At 51.0% G+C, this 12,953-nt stretch carries 13 protein-coding genes; 3 read left to right on the forward strand and 10 right to left on the reverse strand.

The window, feature by feature from the left end; all coding sequences use genetic code 11:
- Positions 1 to 83: 83 nt before the first annotated feature.
- A complete protein-coding gene (locus EFB08_RS16915; RefSeq protein WP_123128150.1) occupies positions 84 to 533 on the reverse strand; it encodes an RES family NAD+ phosphorylase in 450 nt (149 codons plus the stop codon).
- A 3-nt stretch (positions 534 to 536) separates the two neighbouring features.
- Positions 537 to 974, reverse strand: a complete 438-nt coding sequence (gene parS / locus EFB08_RS16920) for a type II RES/Xre toxin-antitoxin system antitoxin (protein WP_227006381.1) — start codon at positions 972 to 974, stop codon at positions 537 to 539.
- 224 nt (positions 975 to 1,198) lie between these two features.
- On the opposite strand from parS, the gene EFB08_RS16925 reads away from it, so the two are divergent.
- A complete protein-coding gene (locus tag EFB08_RS16925) occupies positions 1,199 to 3,463 on the forward strand; it encodes a heavy metal translocating P-type ATPase (protein WP_394342981.1) in 2,265 nt (754 codons plus the stop codon).
- Between the two features lie 49 nt (positions 3,464 to 3,512).
- On the opposite strand, the gene EFB08_RS16930 is transcribed toward EFB08_RS16925, so the two are convergent.
- From EFB08_RS16930 to EFB08_RS16965, 8 genes are all read right to left on the reverse strand, one after another.
- Positions 3,513 to 4,904, reverse strand: a complete 1,392-nt coding sequence (locus tag EFB08_RS16930; protein ID WP_123128151.1) for an HNH endonuclease — start codon at positions 4,902 to 4,904, stop codon at positions 3,513 to 3,515.
- Positions 4,905 to 4,934: 30 nt separating this feature from the next.
- Complete coding sequence (locus tag EFB08_RS16935) at positions 4,935 to 5,705, reverse strand: PepSY domain-containing protein (protein WP_123128152.1); 771 nt, start codon at positions 5,703 to 5,705, stop codon at positions 4,935 to 4,937.
- Positions 5,706 to 5,794: 89 nt separating this feature from the next.
- Positions 5,795 to 6,625 (reverse strand): DUF1571 domain-containing protein, encoded by an 831-nt coding sequence (locus tag EFB08_RS16940; protein ID WP_165864940.1) that lies wholly within the window; start codon positions 6,623 to 6,625, stop codon positions 5,795 to 5,797.
- A 388-nt stretch (positions 6,626 to 7,013) separates the two neighbouring features.
- Positions 7,014 to 9,083, reverse strand: coding sequence for a copper-translocating P-type ATPase (locus EFB08_RS16945; RefSeq protein ID WP_123128154.1), 2,070 nt, complete (start codon positions 9,081 to 9,083; stop codon positions 7,014 to 7,016).
- An 80-nt stretch (positions 9,084 to 9,163) separates the two neighbouring features.
- Complete coding sequence (locus EFB08_RS16950; protein WP_123128155.1) at positions 9,164 to 9,376, reverse strand: heavy-metal-associated domain-containing protein; 213 nt, start codon at positions 9,374 to 9,376, stop codon at positions 9,164 to 9,166.
- Positions 9,377 to 9,584: 208 nt separating this feature from the next.
- Positions 9,585 to 10,214, reverse strand: coding sequence for a DUF305 domain-containing protein (locus EFB08_RS16955; RefSeq protein WP_123128156.1), 630 nt, complete (start codon positions 10,212 to 10,214; stop codon positions 9,585 to 9,587).
- 42 nt (positions 10,215 to 10,256) lie between these two features.
- Positions 10,257 to 10,547: a DUF6122 family protein gene (locus EFB08_RS16960; RefSeq protein ID WP_123128157.1), complete on the reverse strand. Its 291-nt coding sequence runs from the start codon at positions 10,545 to 10,547 to the stop codon at positions 10,257 to 10,259.
- Positions 10,548 to 10,599: 52 nt separating this feature from the next.
- Positions 10,600 to 10,944, reverse strand: coding sequence for a four-helix bundle copper-binding protein (locus EFB08_RS16965; RefSeq protein ID WP_123128158.1), 345 nt, complete (start codon positions 10,942 to 10,944; stop codon positions 10,600 to 10,602).
- Between the two features lie 240 nt (positions 10,945 to 11,184).
- Here EFB08_RS16965 and EFB08_RS16970 point away from each other — a divergent pair, with 240 nt between their 5' ends.
- Positions 11,185 to 11,952: a DUF6503 family protein gene (locus tag EFB08_RS16970; protein WP_227006382.1), complete on the forward strand. Its 768-nt coding sequence runs from the start codon at positions 11,185 to 11,187 to the stop codon at positions 11,950 to 11,952.
- Positions 11,953 to 12,207: 255 nt separating this feature from the next.
- Positions 12,208 to 12,879 (forward strand): DUF305 domain-containing protein, encoded by a 672-nt coding sequence (locus EFB08_RS16975; protein ID WP_123128159.1) that lies wholly within the window; start codon positions 12,208 to 12,210, stop codon positions 12,877 to 12,879.
- The last annotated feature ends 74 nt before the right edge of the window (positions 12,880 to 12,953 follow it).

Genomic DNA, 12,953 nt, shown 5'->3' on the forward strand with positions numbered 1-12,953 from the left:
GGCCCCTCGGGAGAATTTTTTTCTTCCCTTCTCTATCACGACTCTTCTGCAATAAGATTATTGACCACCGGTGGAGTAGGCTTCTACTTCAACCGAGCGTCAAACTCATGCGGGTGGTCTTCCAGGATTCTCAACCGGCCGGCCTCCGGGTGCAACGGGTTGATCAGGTAATTGAACTCAAAGGGGGAATGGACGGAGGGGACTCTCATGACCAGATACTTGTTTTCCTTGACCCATTCCTCCGTGAACGCGGCCAGTTCCTTCGGGTGCGGAAAGGAATTCCAGTTGGCGGGGAGGTCCGCGGCGGAGAGTTCCTTCCGGGCGATGTCCTCCGGGATCTCGAGGACGAGCAGGCTGTAGTTCTTCGGGAGGATTTTGGTATTGGCCAGGACCTCCAGCTTCGCCAGGGAAAAGCTTCCCGCGGTGTAGAGGATGCGGGTTCCTTTCTCGTGCCACCTGCCGGAGCCGTACAAGCCTCCCGTTCCGGAAAGGTCTCGGACATACTGCCGCTTGGCCAGACGATAGACGACCATGGATCAGGAATACATGCCATGTTCGATGCTGACCAGTAGGTCCAGCAACTGTTCCCTCCCGATGGGGGAATCCATCCAGTCTATGGGCCTCTCTTCTCCCAGGGCGGTGTTCTTGGTAGACAGCCACTCGTTGAAGTCCTCTTCGTCCTCAAATACCTCGATGCCTTTGGCGATCACTTTGGAAACATCATAGGCCGTCTCGGATTCCGTTTTCTTTAGGTTCCGTCCTTCCTTTATAAGCCGCTGGAGGGTACTCTCGGAGATTTCCAGAATCCGGCTCATCGTTTTATTGGTCAGGTGTATCCTGCTTTGGATGGATTTCACCACCGCAATGGATACCCCCCCTTCCCGGGAGGCTTTGATGAAGTCAAGGCGGGAATGGATAACCCGCCCAATATTTTTGGCCCCTCCCATCACGTCTACAATCGAGTCAAGTGACATCTCTCTATCTATTTAAGTCTTTTGAATGTTCTGATACATTCATATGAATGCAATATATTCAGTAAACGGCTAAAAAGCCAGAACGTTTCCTAAAAAGAAAGGGAAGGAATAAGAGCCGGATGATTTTACCCCTACAGAATCATATGATTCTTTTCCAAAATTCTATAACGACCACTCCCAAGGGTAACGGTAAATTTGTGCTATAAATAAAAGAGGACGTTGAAATGGAAAATACGAGTCAACTAGCCAAAAAGCCGCCGGTGAAGGAAGGGGAAGCTACCCAGGTTTCCATGCCCGTCACGGGCATGACCTGTGCCGCCTGCGCCGTGAGCGTGGAATCGATGGTAGCCAGTACGCCCGGTGTTTCCCGGGCTAACGTAAATTTCGCCACTCAGACGTTACAGGTTACCTATAACCCGAAGCAGGTGCAGGTTGCCCAGATGCAAAAAGCGCTCCAGTCCGTAGGCTATGACCTGATCATCGATACGGAGAATGCCCAGGAAATCCAGGAGCAAGCCCAGCACTCGCACTACCAAGCCCTTAAGAAGAAAACGCTACTGGCCGGGCTGCTTACCTTACCCGTGGTGGTGATCGGCATGTTCTTTATGGATTTGCCGTACGGGAACTGGGTGATGATGGCGTTGAGTGCCCCGGTACTGTTTTATTTTGGCCGCAACTTCTTTGTGAATGCTTTCCGGCAGGCGCGGCACGGGAAAGCCAACATGGACACCCTGGTCGCGTTGAGCACCGGCACCGCCTTTGCCTTCAGTGTCTTCAATACCCTTTATCCAGGGTTTTGGCACGCCCGCGGCTTGCATCCGCACGTTTACTTTGAAGCTTCCGCCGTAGTGATCGTCTTTATATTACTTGGCAAATTGCTGGAGGAACGGGCAAAATCCAATACGTCTTCGGCCATCAAGAAGCTCATCGGCCTGCAGCCGAAAACCGTCTGGCTCGTAGAGGGTGACACGGAACGGGAAGTGCCGGTTTCAACCATCCAAAAAGGAAATGTTCTTTTGGTGCGCGCCGGGGAGAAAGTGCCGGTTGACGGAGAAGTTTCATCCGGTACTTCTTATGTAGATGAATCCATGATCAGCGGGGAGCCGGTGCCCGTCTCGAAACAAATGGGCGACAAGGTATTTGCCGGTACCATTAACCAAAAGGGAAGTTTCCGGTTTGTGGCCGAGAAGGTGGGCAGTGAAACGTTACTGGCGCAAATCATCAAACTGGTGCAGGATGCCCAAGGCTCTAAGGCTCCCGTGCAGAAGCTGGTCGATAAGATCGCCGGTATCTTTGTGCCGGTGGTGTTTGTGCTGGCCTCTATCAGCCTGGTTACCTGGATTGTTTTGGGGGGCGATAACGGTTTAACGCAAGGGCTATTGGCATTCGTGACGGTACTGGTGATTGCCTGCCCGTGTGCGTTGGGTTTGGCCACCCCCACTGCAATCATGGTAGGCGTGGGGAAAGGGGCGGAACAGGGAATCCTGATCAAAGATGCGGAAAGCTTAGAGCAGGCGTATCGCCTGAATGCGCTCATTTTAGACAAAACTGGCACGATCACCGAGGGAAAACCCGTGGTGGCCGATCTGATCTGGTCGGAAGAGGCCCGGTTCCGTCAACCTGAATTGAAGGGCCTCCTGTTTTCCATCGAGCAACAGTCCGAGCACCCGCTGGCCGAGGCGGTTGTCCGGTTTCTGAGGGAAGAAGTAACCGCAGCCGTTGCCCTGGACAGGTTTGAGAGCGTCACCGGAAGCGGCGTGAATGCCAGCTGGCAAGGCCGCCGCTACCAGGTGGGCAGCCCGAAGTATATGACCGCGCAAGGGGTTTCCATTTCAGAGGAGATTTCCGGTGTAGCGGATACCTGGGCCGAGGCGGCCAATACCGTGATCTATTTTGCGGAAGAGGGAAAAGCGGTGGCGGTTCTGGCTATCGCCGACAAAGTGAAAGCCACCTCTGCCCAAGCCATCCGGTCTTTACAGCAGAGGGGGATTGAGGTGTACATGCTGACGGGTGATAACGCCCGTACCGCTGCTTCGGTGGCGCGGCAAGTCGGGATCAAACATTTCCAAGCGGAAGTCATGCCGAGTGACAAGGCTGACTTTGTCAAAAAGCTCCAGCAGGAAGGCAAGATCGTCGGGATGGTGGGGGACGGCATCAATGATTCCCAGGCGTTGGCCCAGGCGAATGTGAGCATCGCCATGGGCAAAGGGTCGGACATAGCGATTGACGTAGCGAAGATGACGTTGATCACCTCGGATCTGCAGTTGTTGCCGAAGGCCCTGAAACTATCCCGCCTAACTGTCAAAGCCATTCGTCAGAACCTTTTCTGGGCCTTCGTCTACAATCTGATTGGTATCCCGATTGCGGCCGGGGTCCTCTACCCATTCTATGGATTCCTATTGGATCCGATGATCGCCGGGGCGGCAATGGCCCTGAGCTCCGTCTCAGTGGTAGCCAACAGCCTGCGCTTGAAAGCGCAGAGGCTATGATCCCAGTAGGGTGAAATGGGAACCGAAAAAAAGACCCGCCTCGTGGTAGTTACTGGGGCGGGCCTTTTTCGTTAGGTTGACCCACTCCTTCATAAAACTCCCTAAAGGGAAGGTATCTTTTAAAGCCGGTTTCCTCCTGGATCAACAGGCAGTGGATCTTTACTATATTCACTTCCCCCCTCTTGAATACCGGCGTTTTTATGAAAGTGTCCAGCCGATAGATGTCTCCTTCCCCAAAGTCGAGGCGCATGCCGATGGCATGCCTGTTCATCTCGAAAAAGGGGTCGAATTGCTCTTCCCGTAGGTTTGAGTGGAGATGGTTGTATAGGTCATTCTGCTCATCGAGGGCATCCTCCAGGATGTAGGGGAATTCATAAACGGTTAAGTAGGCAATGGCCTCACAGCTCCTTTTGACATATTCCTCCTCGTGGCTGGCAAGTGGTATCTTTCCCTCGTTCACTTCCTGTTGCACTTCTTCTTCTATCTGCCGGATCGTTTTATCAAAGATGTCCTGGAATTGTCGGCTTCGGTTTCTTTCCAGTAACGCCCCCAGCAATAGGCTGAATTCATCGGGCGAAGGAGCAGCAGCAGGAGCGGCTAGGATTTCCAAGGGAAGGGTAACCGTGACAGGTCCCTGTAGCCTTTCCCCGGCCAGGGCATCCTGGTGGTAGGTTGCCTCCAGGTCTTCCCCTCCAAAGTCTTCAGTGAGGATGATAACCCCACAGAGCACATTGAATATTTCCAGATATCCATAGAGGTAGTTGCCTTGGCTGCGGATGGTGATCAGGTGACTTATTTCCTCGTTGCCGAATTCCCGTACTTCCTGGCGGAAGTTGGTGAAAAAGACATTATCCACCGTAAAGTCAAGGGCATTTACCCGCTCCGTCAAGCCCGTCACCAAACGAAGATCCAAACCACAGTGGGCGTAGAACTCCAGGATTATTTTGTTTATGAGTAAAACCAAGGCACCGGTCACCTCTATCTTAAGTTCCGCACTCAAGGGAGGGTTGTCTCCCTCCGAGGTGCTAACCTTTAGGTTTTCAGATTTATGGTCGGGGTTCCAATAGGGCGCGGCCAGTTTAGCGAATTTCCTCAGGGTGTTCTTAGGATCGCCGGTCACGTTGATGTACGTGAAGCCGTCTTTCCGCTGAACCTGGTACTCCGGGGCAACAACAGATACCTTCCCGGATTTTTCCATCAGGTACTTCCGGCCGGAAGGATCCTGCACCTGTAAAGGACGTGCCTTTTTAAGGCCCAGAAGGTGCCCTACCGTCTTAAAGGTTTCCGCTAAAACAGGGTCAAGGTGGCGTCCAAACTTTTTGGAGTTACAGTGATGGCAAATCAGCTGTTTGGAATGGAGCCGCCCATTCACGGATTCAGGGATGATATGCTCGTCAGAACCATCCAAAGGGCTGTGACAGAAGATACAGGATTCTCTCATGGGTCTAGCTTTTACGGAAGCTTTCCGAACCTAACCGGGGGGACTTAGGCGGACTTTTTTCCCTACGGCCCGTTTTGTACCGGAAGAGACGAAATACAAGGCAAAGCCGGAAAGGATGGTCACCATTCCCGCGATGGAAAAGATCCGCAGTAAGACGTTGCCGATGTTATCCCGGCCCTGGTAATCCATGGTATGCAGCATCCAGAGAAAGTCAAAAATACGCCATCTGTTATTGCGGAACTTGGTGACCTGCCCCTGTTCGGCGGTTACATATACCGTCGTTTGGGTGGGATGCTCCACGGTAACAGCCCAAGCGGGTAAAGGACTTTCCCGGTACTCATGGTGGCCATTTACTTCCCCTTCGGTTAAGTATTCCACCTGTGCTACCCGAACCCGCTCTGTAAAATCACTCGTCGCTAAAGCAATAGCTTCTTGCCGGGTAATGGCGGGGCGGAGTTGGCCCGTGGCAGCTACGGCCAACTGGGTTTTGACAACGGCCTTGCCGGCTGCGGAGCTAAAATATTGTATTTGGTAAATGGGTTGGCCAATTATTTCAATCAACCGGATGGACTTCACCGAATCTATCCGGGGCAGGTGGCTTATAATCTGGGAAGGCGACACCAGCGGCATATCCGCCCTAAAGTTTAAGGGCGCTTTCCGGTGATGATCCCCATGGATTTCATCCATATCGCTCCAACTGAAATAAAGCCCGCCGGCCGTCCACAATAGAAATTGAAGGCCTAGGAAAAGCCCTAAATAGCGATGTGCCCTGCGGATAAAAAGGTGCGTTTTGCGTTTCATTTACAAGTACTGGAAGGCCAACAGCAGGTGTTTTTTTTTGAAATTTCACTATCCGCAGCTAAGATGTAAGCTACCTGGAAACCATAAAATCAAAAATGATAGGCCGGGAAATCCTTACTGAACTCATCTTTCTTAAAACTAGGGTTCACTTGTAAATCGTGGTATTCGTATCTTTCAAAGAACCCCAGTTCATCGTAGATAACCTGCACCAAAGGAAGGTAAGTTTTTTTATCGATCAAAAGAATCGTTTTCTTCGCGTAAGCATTGGGCAGCACCAGTACCTGACCTGCTTTTAAACCGGTAAAGTCTTTCAACTTGTTTAATTCTTTGATCTTGAACTCATTTAAGTAAAGTTTCTGGGCAATACTGAAGACATCTTCTCCCTGCTTTACCCGGTAATTGTATAGCTTATACGGCGTGTAGTCAATGACTATTCGGTAGCAATCCTTGCCGTCAAATTTAGCGTCGCCTTCGTATTTGAAAATTTCGGAAAACTCCTGGCCGACCTTTTTGTAAGTATCCCGAATGATGTCGGCGGTGTAATTGGGATTGGCCGCAAATAAATTATGGTGGCTGCCACTGCGGACCAGACTACCGTTAGGATCCAGATTCAGACTAAGGTAAGGAAAGGAATTAGGGTGCACCAAGACGTTATTGTTATTCTCTCCCTGCCGCCAGAGGGCTTCCACCCCTTTACTTGGTTTGGCAATGTAGGCATACAGCCAAAAGGGAGAAATATTAATTTTGATATGCTGTTCCCCTTCCCTATTCCGGTTTTCCCGGCGTTCCGAATTCTTCATGATGAATTTGACCGTTCGCAACTGCTTGATGGAGACAAACATTTTATCAATGATCTCCTTACTGGTGATAGCAGCAGGGCGGTTTACGGGCCCAATTCCCATGATGGGGACTACCAGCATGAGTAACAAAATCCAAGTAAAAAAATAGGTGCTTTGTGGTTTTATGCTCATCTAAGGGCGAAACTGTTTGCCTGTATCAGCAAATATCAACCCAATCGGATGGGAATTGAAATCGCTTCCTGTCTGGAGATAAGTAACTTGCAGCTAACGGTTAAGCCCTGACCGGCTGCCGGAAGCAATTCCTTCGCCACCGTAGGTAAAGTATACTGGAGTAAGTCTTCCGCATCGGCACCTATTATTTCCTTTTCTTGTGTTGGGGCATCACCAAATCAGGAACATCATTTTACTTTAACCGGGAATACGCGCCAGGGCTGACTTCCCAACCTGCGGCTAACTGAAAATTTACTTTTCTTCCCCTTTGGGTTTACCACCTGATTTTTGAAATGAGTTAGTGCTTCATCTGTTTTTTTAGCAATTGGGCATTAATCGCCACTATAACGGTGCTCAGGCTCATGAGAACGGCCCCAATAGCCGGCGACACCATGATGCCTTGCTGGTACAAAACGCCGGCCGCTAACGGTAGCGCAATAACGTTATAACCCGTTGCCCAGATAATGTTTTGGATCATCTTCCGGTAGGTGGCTTTCCCAAACAGTACCAAGGAGGCTATGTCTTGGGGATTACTGTTGACCAGGATGATATCCGCTGTTTCCGCAGCTACATCCGTACCGGAACCTACCGCAATGCCCACATCCGCTTGGGCCAGGGCCGGTGCATCGTTTACGCCATCCCCGGTCATAGCCACGAATTCACCCTGCGCTTGCAGTTCCTTGATTTTTTCCTGCTTTTCGTGGGGCAATACATTCGCCAAAAACCCATCCATTTTCAAAGCATCGCTCACACTTTTGGCCACCCGTTCATTATCGCCGGTCAGCAATAGGTTTTTAATGCCATTCTCTTTTAAAATCCGGATGGCTTCGGCTGATTCCGGCCGAAGCTGGTCTCTTAAACTAATGTACCCGATGGGTGTATCGTTGATGAACACATAAACCACGGTTTCTACTTCTTCCTCGGCGTTGCTCTCGGGTACGGGAATTTGAAACTCTTTCAGGTAGTTAGGACCCACTACTTTAACTGATTTGCCTTCTACTTCACCTTCCAGCCCTTTGCCGGGCAAGTAATTAAAGCTCACCGAAGCGGGGATAGGGATGTTTTCCGCCTTCACGCGTTTTAGAATGCCTTGTGAAATATAGTGCTCGGAGTTCTGCTCAATACCGGCGGCTAAGCGCAGCAATTCTTTCTCGGGGTATTCCGGGGCAAAGGAAACTACCCGGGCTACTTCATGGGATCCTTGGGTTAGAGTGCCGGTTTTATCGAAAATGATGGTGGTGATTTTGCGGGAATTTTCGAAAGCGGTGCGGTTACGAATCAATAAGCCATTATTGGCCGAGATAGCCGTGGAAATGGCCACCACCAGCGGTACGGCCAGGCCCAAGGCATGGGGGCAGGAGATCACCATCACCGTCACCATTCGTTCCAGCGCAAAGGAAAGTTCAGCCCCTAAGGCTAGCCACACGGCGAAGGTCCCAAATCCGGCAAAAAGGGCCACGTAGGTTAGCCAACGGGCGGCTTTATCGGCCAGGTTTTGGGTTTCGGACTTGGTTTTCTGTGCCTCCTGCACCAGGTTAATCACTTTATTCAAATAGCTTTCGGCACCTGTGTTCTGGACCGTAACTTTCAAAGAGCCGTTACCATTGATGGAGCCGCCTATTACCTTGTCTTCCTTGGATTTTTGGACGGGTTTACTTTCCCCCGTCAGCATGCTTTCGTTCAGGTAGCTTTCGCCTTCCACAATCAGCCCGTCAGCGGGTACTTTCTCGCCCGGTTTTACTAAGATGAGGTCTCCTTTTTTAAGGGCATCAATCCGTACGTTTACCGTTTCCCCTTCCTGAATCAGGTGGGCTTCGGAAGGCATCATGCTCACCAGCAGCTCCAACGCCCGCGAGGCGCCCATGACGGACTTCATTTCAATCCAATGCCCCAAAAGCATAATGACAATCAGGGTCGCCAGTTCCCAGAAGAAGTCCATGCCTGCCAAGCCAAAAACGATAGCCGTGCTGTACACATAAGCTACCGTAATGGCGATGGCAATCAACGTCATCATGCCCGGGGATCCTTTTTTCAGCTCAGCTTTTAATCCGGTTAAAAAGGGCCACCCACCATAGAAAAATATCACAGTGGAAAGCACCAAAGAAATATACATAGCATAAGGTATATCCAGTTGGTACCCCAATATGTCCTGTACCATGGGGCTGATGATAATCACCGGAATGGATAGCAGCAGGGAGATCCAGAACCTTTTCCGAAAATCATCGATCATCATGGCATGGTGGTCGTGGCCGTGCTCTCCATGCCCGGCGGGAGGCATCGCCTGTTGGTGGCCATGCAGGGTTTTCTCGGCTAACGTGTCTTTGGCTCCGGCAGTGGAAGGTCGGTGGCTGTGGTGGGAGTGGTCCATGGTTCAGGGATTTATTTTAGAGGGAATGGGAAGGATCCAAACAAGAAGGGATAACCCTAGTTATCCCTTCTGTCGCTTTTTTATTTGAGCGGCTCTATTTTGAACCCTGCCTTCTCTATCGCTTCGATCACTTCTCCCCCGTTGACGGCATTTCCCTCCACCGTCAGAATCTTGTCAGGGTTCGCGGTATCCACTTGCCACTTCTCCACACTGGTTTCCTTGTCTAGGAAAGGGGTGACAGTGGCCACACATCCGCCACACTTGATATTGGTTTTGAATCTCAATGTTTCCATGGTTTTCAGATTTTATAGTAAACAACTGGGAAAGGCCGAGAAGTTTTCCCTGAGGCCGTTTCCTTTCTTGAACAAAGGTATTGGATGGATCAGGGCGGAGTATGATACAATTCCGGCAAAGATGTACAAGATTTTGTTTCTGCGGGAAGGCAAAGAAAAACGTCCCTGCCCGTGGGACAGAGACGCCTTAACACAACAAACAACAAACCTAATACTGCTTATGCGCAAGAAGCCATTCCTGCAGTTCCTTGATGTCCATTCTCTGGCTGTCAATGATCTTCTGGGCCATCCCCCTGATCACCGGACTGTTACCGTGCTCCATCACCGATCTGGCATTTTCCATGGCCGCCTGGTGGTGGGGAATCATCAGCTGGGCGAAATCCTGGTCCGTATCACCGGTAATCACCCGTAAATCGCTATCCCGGCCCATCTTTTCCATGGATTCCATCACCTCCCTATGGAAGTCCATGTTCATGGGTTGGTCTGGCCGATAAGTACTCAAAAATGCATTGAATTCCTGGATTTCTTTCTCCTGCTCGCCCTTTATTTTCTGGGCGATGGCTTTCATTTCCGCATCCTGGCCGCTTGTCATTTCTTCGCTGGCCATGTTGATGGCACCTTGGTGGTGCATGACCATCATCTTGGCGAAATCTACGTCCGGGTCACTGTTCATGGGCATGGTCTCCATTTCCGCCATCATGTCGTGCATGATGCCCATCATCTTATTCTGGTCATGGGGTTGGAGTTCCAGCCCCTCCTCTTCCTGCTCACACGACCCTAATAAAAAGGCAATAAATAGCAGCCCCAACCAGCGGCCCGCGTTCTTTCTTTGTTCCATGGTGCTTAACGTTTGCTTTAACAATAAGGAAAGTTGAAGACCCTACAGACAGGCTATATAATCCAAGGCCATGTGTATCAAAAACCCCAGGGCCAATATTCGTACTTTGGGGAAGAGCAATAGCACCCCGTACAGGGCGATGGCCGGATAGGTATGCAGCGTATGGAACCCGATACTGCACCGGTCAGGGTCATAGATGGGGACCGCCCATAGATGGTCCACGTCCAGGAGGATCCCGGCCGCCAATACCGCCCACACTTTCCACTGATTCTTCCGGTAGAAAAGAAAGGCCACACCCCCCGGGACCAAAACATGGAGCAACAGGTGGATCATATAGCTATTGAATCAACCCGGGGAAGAATGGCCAGCGTATCTGCCGCACCGATTAGTAGATTTGCTGGGCAAGCGACCGACAGGCCTCTTCGCAGCGCCGGCAAGCCTCCGCGCACGCCCGGCAATGGTCCATATGGGGCGCATGTTTTTCGCATTCCTCGCCGCAGGCCGCGCAGATGGCGGCGCAAGCCTCCAGAAACACTTTCGCATTGTCTGAACCGCGGGCCAAGGCGTCAGCGGTAACCCGGCAGATGGCGGAGCAATCGCGGTCAAGTTGGATGCACCGCACCATCATCTTCACGTCATCTTCCTGCAGGCAGGCGGTGGCACAGTGCTCACATTCGGCGGCACAGGCTGCCAAAGCGTCTATCACTGGTTGATATTGGGAGTTATGCATGGTTCTATATTTTAAGTGAATAATCTTGGCTGAATCCTATCAGCTGCTTTTCTTCTTGTTTTACCCCAAATCCAGTTCCTACGTTTTATACAATCTCCGATAAGAGTTGTATGTTTTGGGGTAAGGAAACGTTAGCGTTGTCGAACTTGCCCCTTCTCACTACCTTCCGGGTAGAGAAGGTATGTGCCTCTGTTTCCGGTAAGGATAGGCCCGTAGTTTCTGGTACTTACTACTGAGCGTATGCGATTTGTGACAGGGTTTCTTTTTCTGGTGTTGCTTCTGACAGGTTGTGAGGCAAGGCAGTCCGACCGGCAGGCTCCCTCCGATAATGGGGAGAAGGATCCCCAGGCGATCATCGATCGGGCGATTGCCGTCCATGGGGGAACCCGGTTTTTGCGATTGCACGTGGATTTTGATTTCAGGGAACGGCATTATGAAGCTTCCCGCCAGGAAGGGCTTTATACCTATACTCGCTCCTTTACCGATTCCACGGGTCAGGTAAGGGACGTGTTGAACAACGAGGGTTTCTCCCGCACGGTCAATGGCCAGGCTAAAGAATTACCTCCGGAGCGGGTGAAAGCCTTCAGTGCTTCCGTTAATTCCGTCATCTACTTCGCCCTCCTGCCCTTTGGCTTGAATGACCCCTCCGTACAAAAGGAGTACCTGGGAAGCGCTGCCATCCATGGAATGCCGTATCATAAAATAAAGGTCACGTTCCGGCAGGAAGGGGGTGGCACCGATTTCCAGGATGAATTCCTGTACTTTATCCATCAAAAATCCTTCACGATGGATTATTTTGCCTATACCTATGCCACCGATGGCGGAGGGATTCGCTTCCGGCAGGCAATGGCTCCCCGAAGGATCGAAGGCGTATTATTCCAGGATTACCTCAATTTCGAGCCGATAGGCCCGGTTGATTTCTGGCAGATCGATCAGGCCTTTGCCTCCGGACGATTAAAGGAACTTTCCAGAATTGAACTGGAGAACATCCGCGTGGGGAAGCCCTAGCAAATGGAAGGGTGATATAGTTCTTGAAAAGGTTGTCATAATTCCGCTGAACCTTGAAGTGAAGGTACCCTCAGGTCGATGGCATTCCCCTATAAAACTGCTATTCAGTAGAATGGGCTCCCTATATTTCCCATTTTTCCTCTTTCCTATAGCCAGAACCCAGGTAGGGCACCGAGAACCTCCCTTTCAGCGGGGCGTATAATTTTCTAAGCAACGGAATATAGTAGCTTAATAATCCCTGAACCCACCTAGATAATGAAAGCAATACAAGAAAAGATGACGTGGGCTGCCCTGGCTTGCGGGGTAACGCTGCTGTTCAGTGCCTGTAGCCAGGAGGCCGGCAAGACCGAGGCCGGCGCAGCCCAAAATACGGGGAACCATGCCGGCCATGACCTGGCAACTGGCAGTTCCAATACTAAAATGATGGACCTTATGCACGGGAATATGACCGCGATGCAGGGGATGAAGATGACGGGGGATGTGGACCATGATTTTGCCCAGATGATGGCCATCCACCACGAAGGGGCCTTGGCCATGGCCCAGGAAGAAGCCGATAACGGGCAGGATACCATGCTGGTGAATATGGCCAAAACAACCTTAGCTACCCAAAAAGAAGAACAGGACAGGCTTCAGCAATTTGTCTCCAGCCACCAGCCCGCCTCTGGCGACACGGCCGCTTCCATGCAGCTGATGCAACCCATGAAAGCCATGATGGCCGGCATGGACCATTCCATGAAGGGAACGACCGACCATCATTTTGCCAGCCTGATGGCCATGCACCACCAAAGCGGGATCGATATGGCGAAAGCCTATCTCCCCAATGCCAAAGTGCCGGAATTGAAGGCGATGGCCCAGAAAATTGTGGAGGACCAGCAGAAAGAAAAAGAAATGCTGGATACCTGGTTGAAGGGACATCCCCAGCAGTAGCGTTACCTTAATTTTTAAAGCTTTTGCCATTGAAAAGGGACCCTTGGAGAAGAGTCCCTTTTTTGTTTTCTAAC

Origin of the sequence: Rufibacter latericius (assembly GCF_003721515.1) — a bacterium.
Lineage (GTDB): Bacteria > Bacteroidota > Bacteroidia > Cytophagales > Hymenobacteraceae > Nibribacter > Nibribacter latericius.

Bases quoted from the DNA above. Each gene is read 5' to 3' on its own strand.
- EFB08_RS16915 (WP_123128150.1), bottom strand. From the start codon at position 533: ATGGTCGTCTATCGTCTGGCCAAGCGGCAGTATGTCCGAGACCTTTCC.
- parS (WP_227006381.1), bottom strand. From the start codon at position 974: ATGTCACTTGACTCGATTGTAGACGTGATGGGAGGGGCCAAAAATATT.
- EFB08_RS16925 (WP_394342981.1), top strand. From the start codon at position 1,199: ATGGAAAATACGAGTCAACTAGCCAAAAAGCCGCCGGTGAAGGAAGGG.
- EFB08_RS16930 (WP_123128151.1), bottom strand. From the start codon at position 4,904: ATGAGAGAATCCTGTATCTTCTGTCACAGCCCTTTGGATGGTTCTGAC.
- EFB08_RS16935 (WP_123128152.1), bottom strand. From the start codon at position 5,705: ATGAAACGCAAAACGCACCTTTTTATCCGCAGGGCACATCGCTATTTA.
- EFB08_RS16940 (WP_165864940.1), bottom strand. From the start codon at position 6,625: ATGCTGGTAGTCCCCATCATGGGAATTGGGCCCGTAAACCGCCCTGCT.
- EFB08_RS16945 (WP_123128154.1), bottom strand. From the start codon at position 9,083: ATGGACCACTCCCACCACAGCCACCGACCTTCCACTGCCGGAGCCAAA.
- EFB08_RS16950 (WP_123128155.1), bottom strand. From the start codon at position 9,376: ATGGAAACATTGAGATTCAAAACCAATATCAAGTGTGGCGGATGTGTG.
- EFB08_RS16955 (WP_123128156.1), bottom strand. From the start codon at position 10,214: ATGGAACAAAGAAAGAACGCGGGCCGCTGGTTGGGGCTGCTATTTATT.
- EFB08_RS16960 (WP_123128157.1), bottom strand. From the start codon at position 10,547: ATGATCCACCTGTTGCTCCATGTTTTGGTCCCGGGGGGTGTGGCCTTT.
- EFB08_RS16965 (WP_123128158.1), bottom strand. From the start codon at position 10,944: ATGCATAACTCCCAATATCAACCAGTGATAGACGCTTTGGCAGCCTGT.
- EFB08_RS16970 (WP_227006382.1), top strand. From the start codon at position 11,185: ATGCGATTTGTGACAGGGTTTCTTTTTCTGGTGTTGCTTCTGACAGGT.
- EFB08_RS16975 (WP_123128159.1), top strand. From the start codon at position 12,208: ATGAAAGCAATACAAGAAAAGATGACGTGGGCTGCCCTGGCTTGCGGG.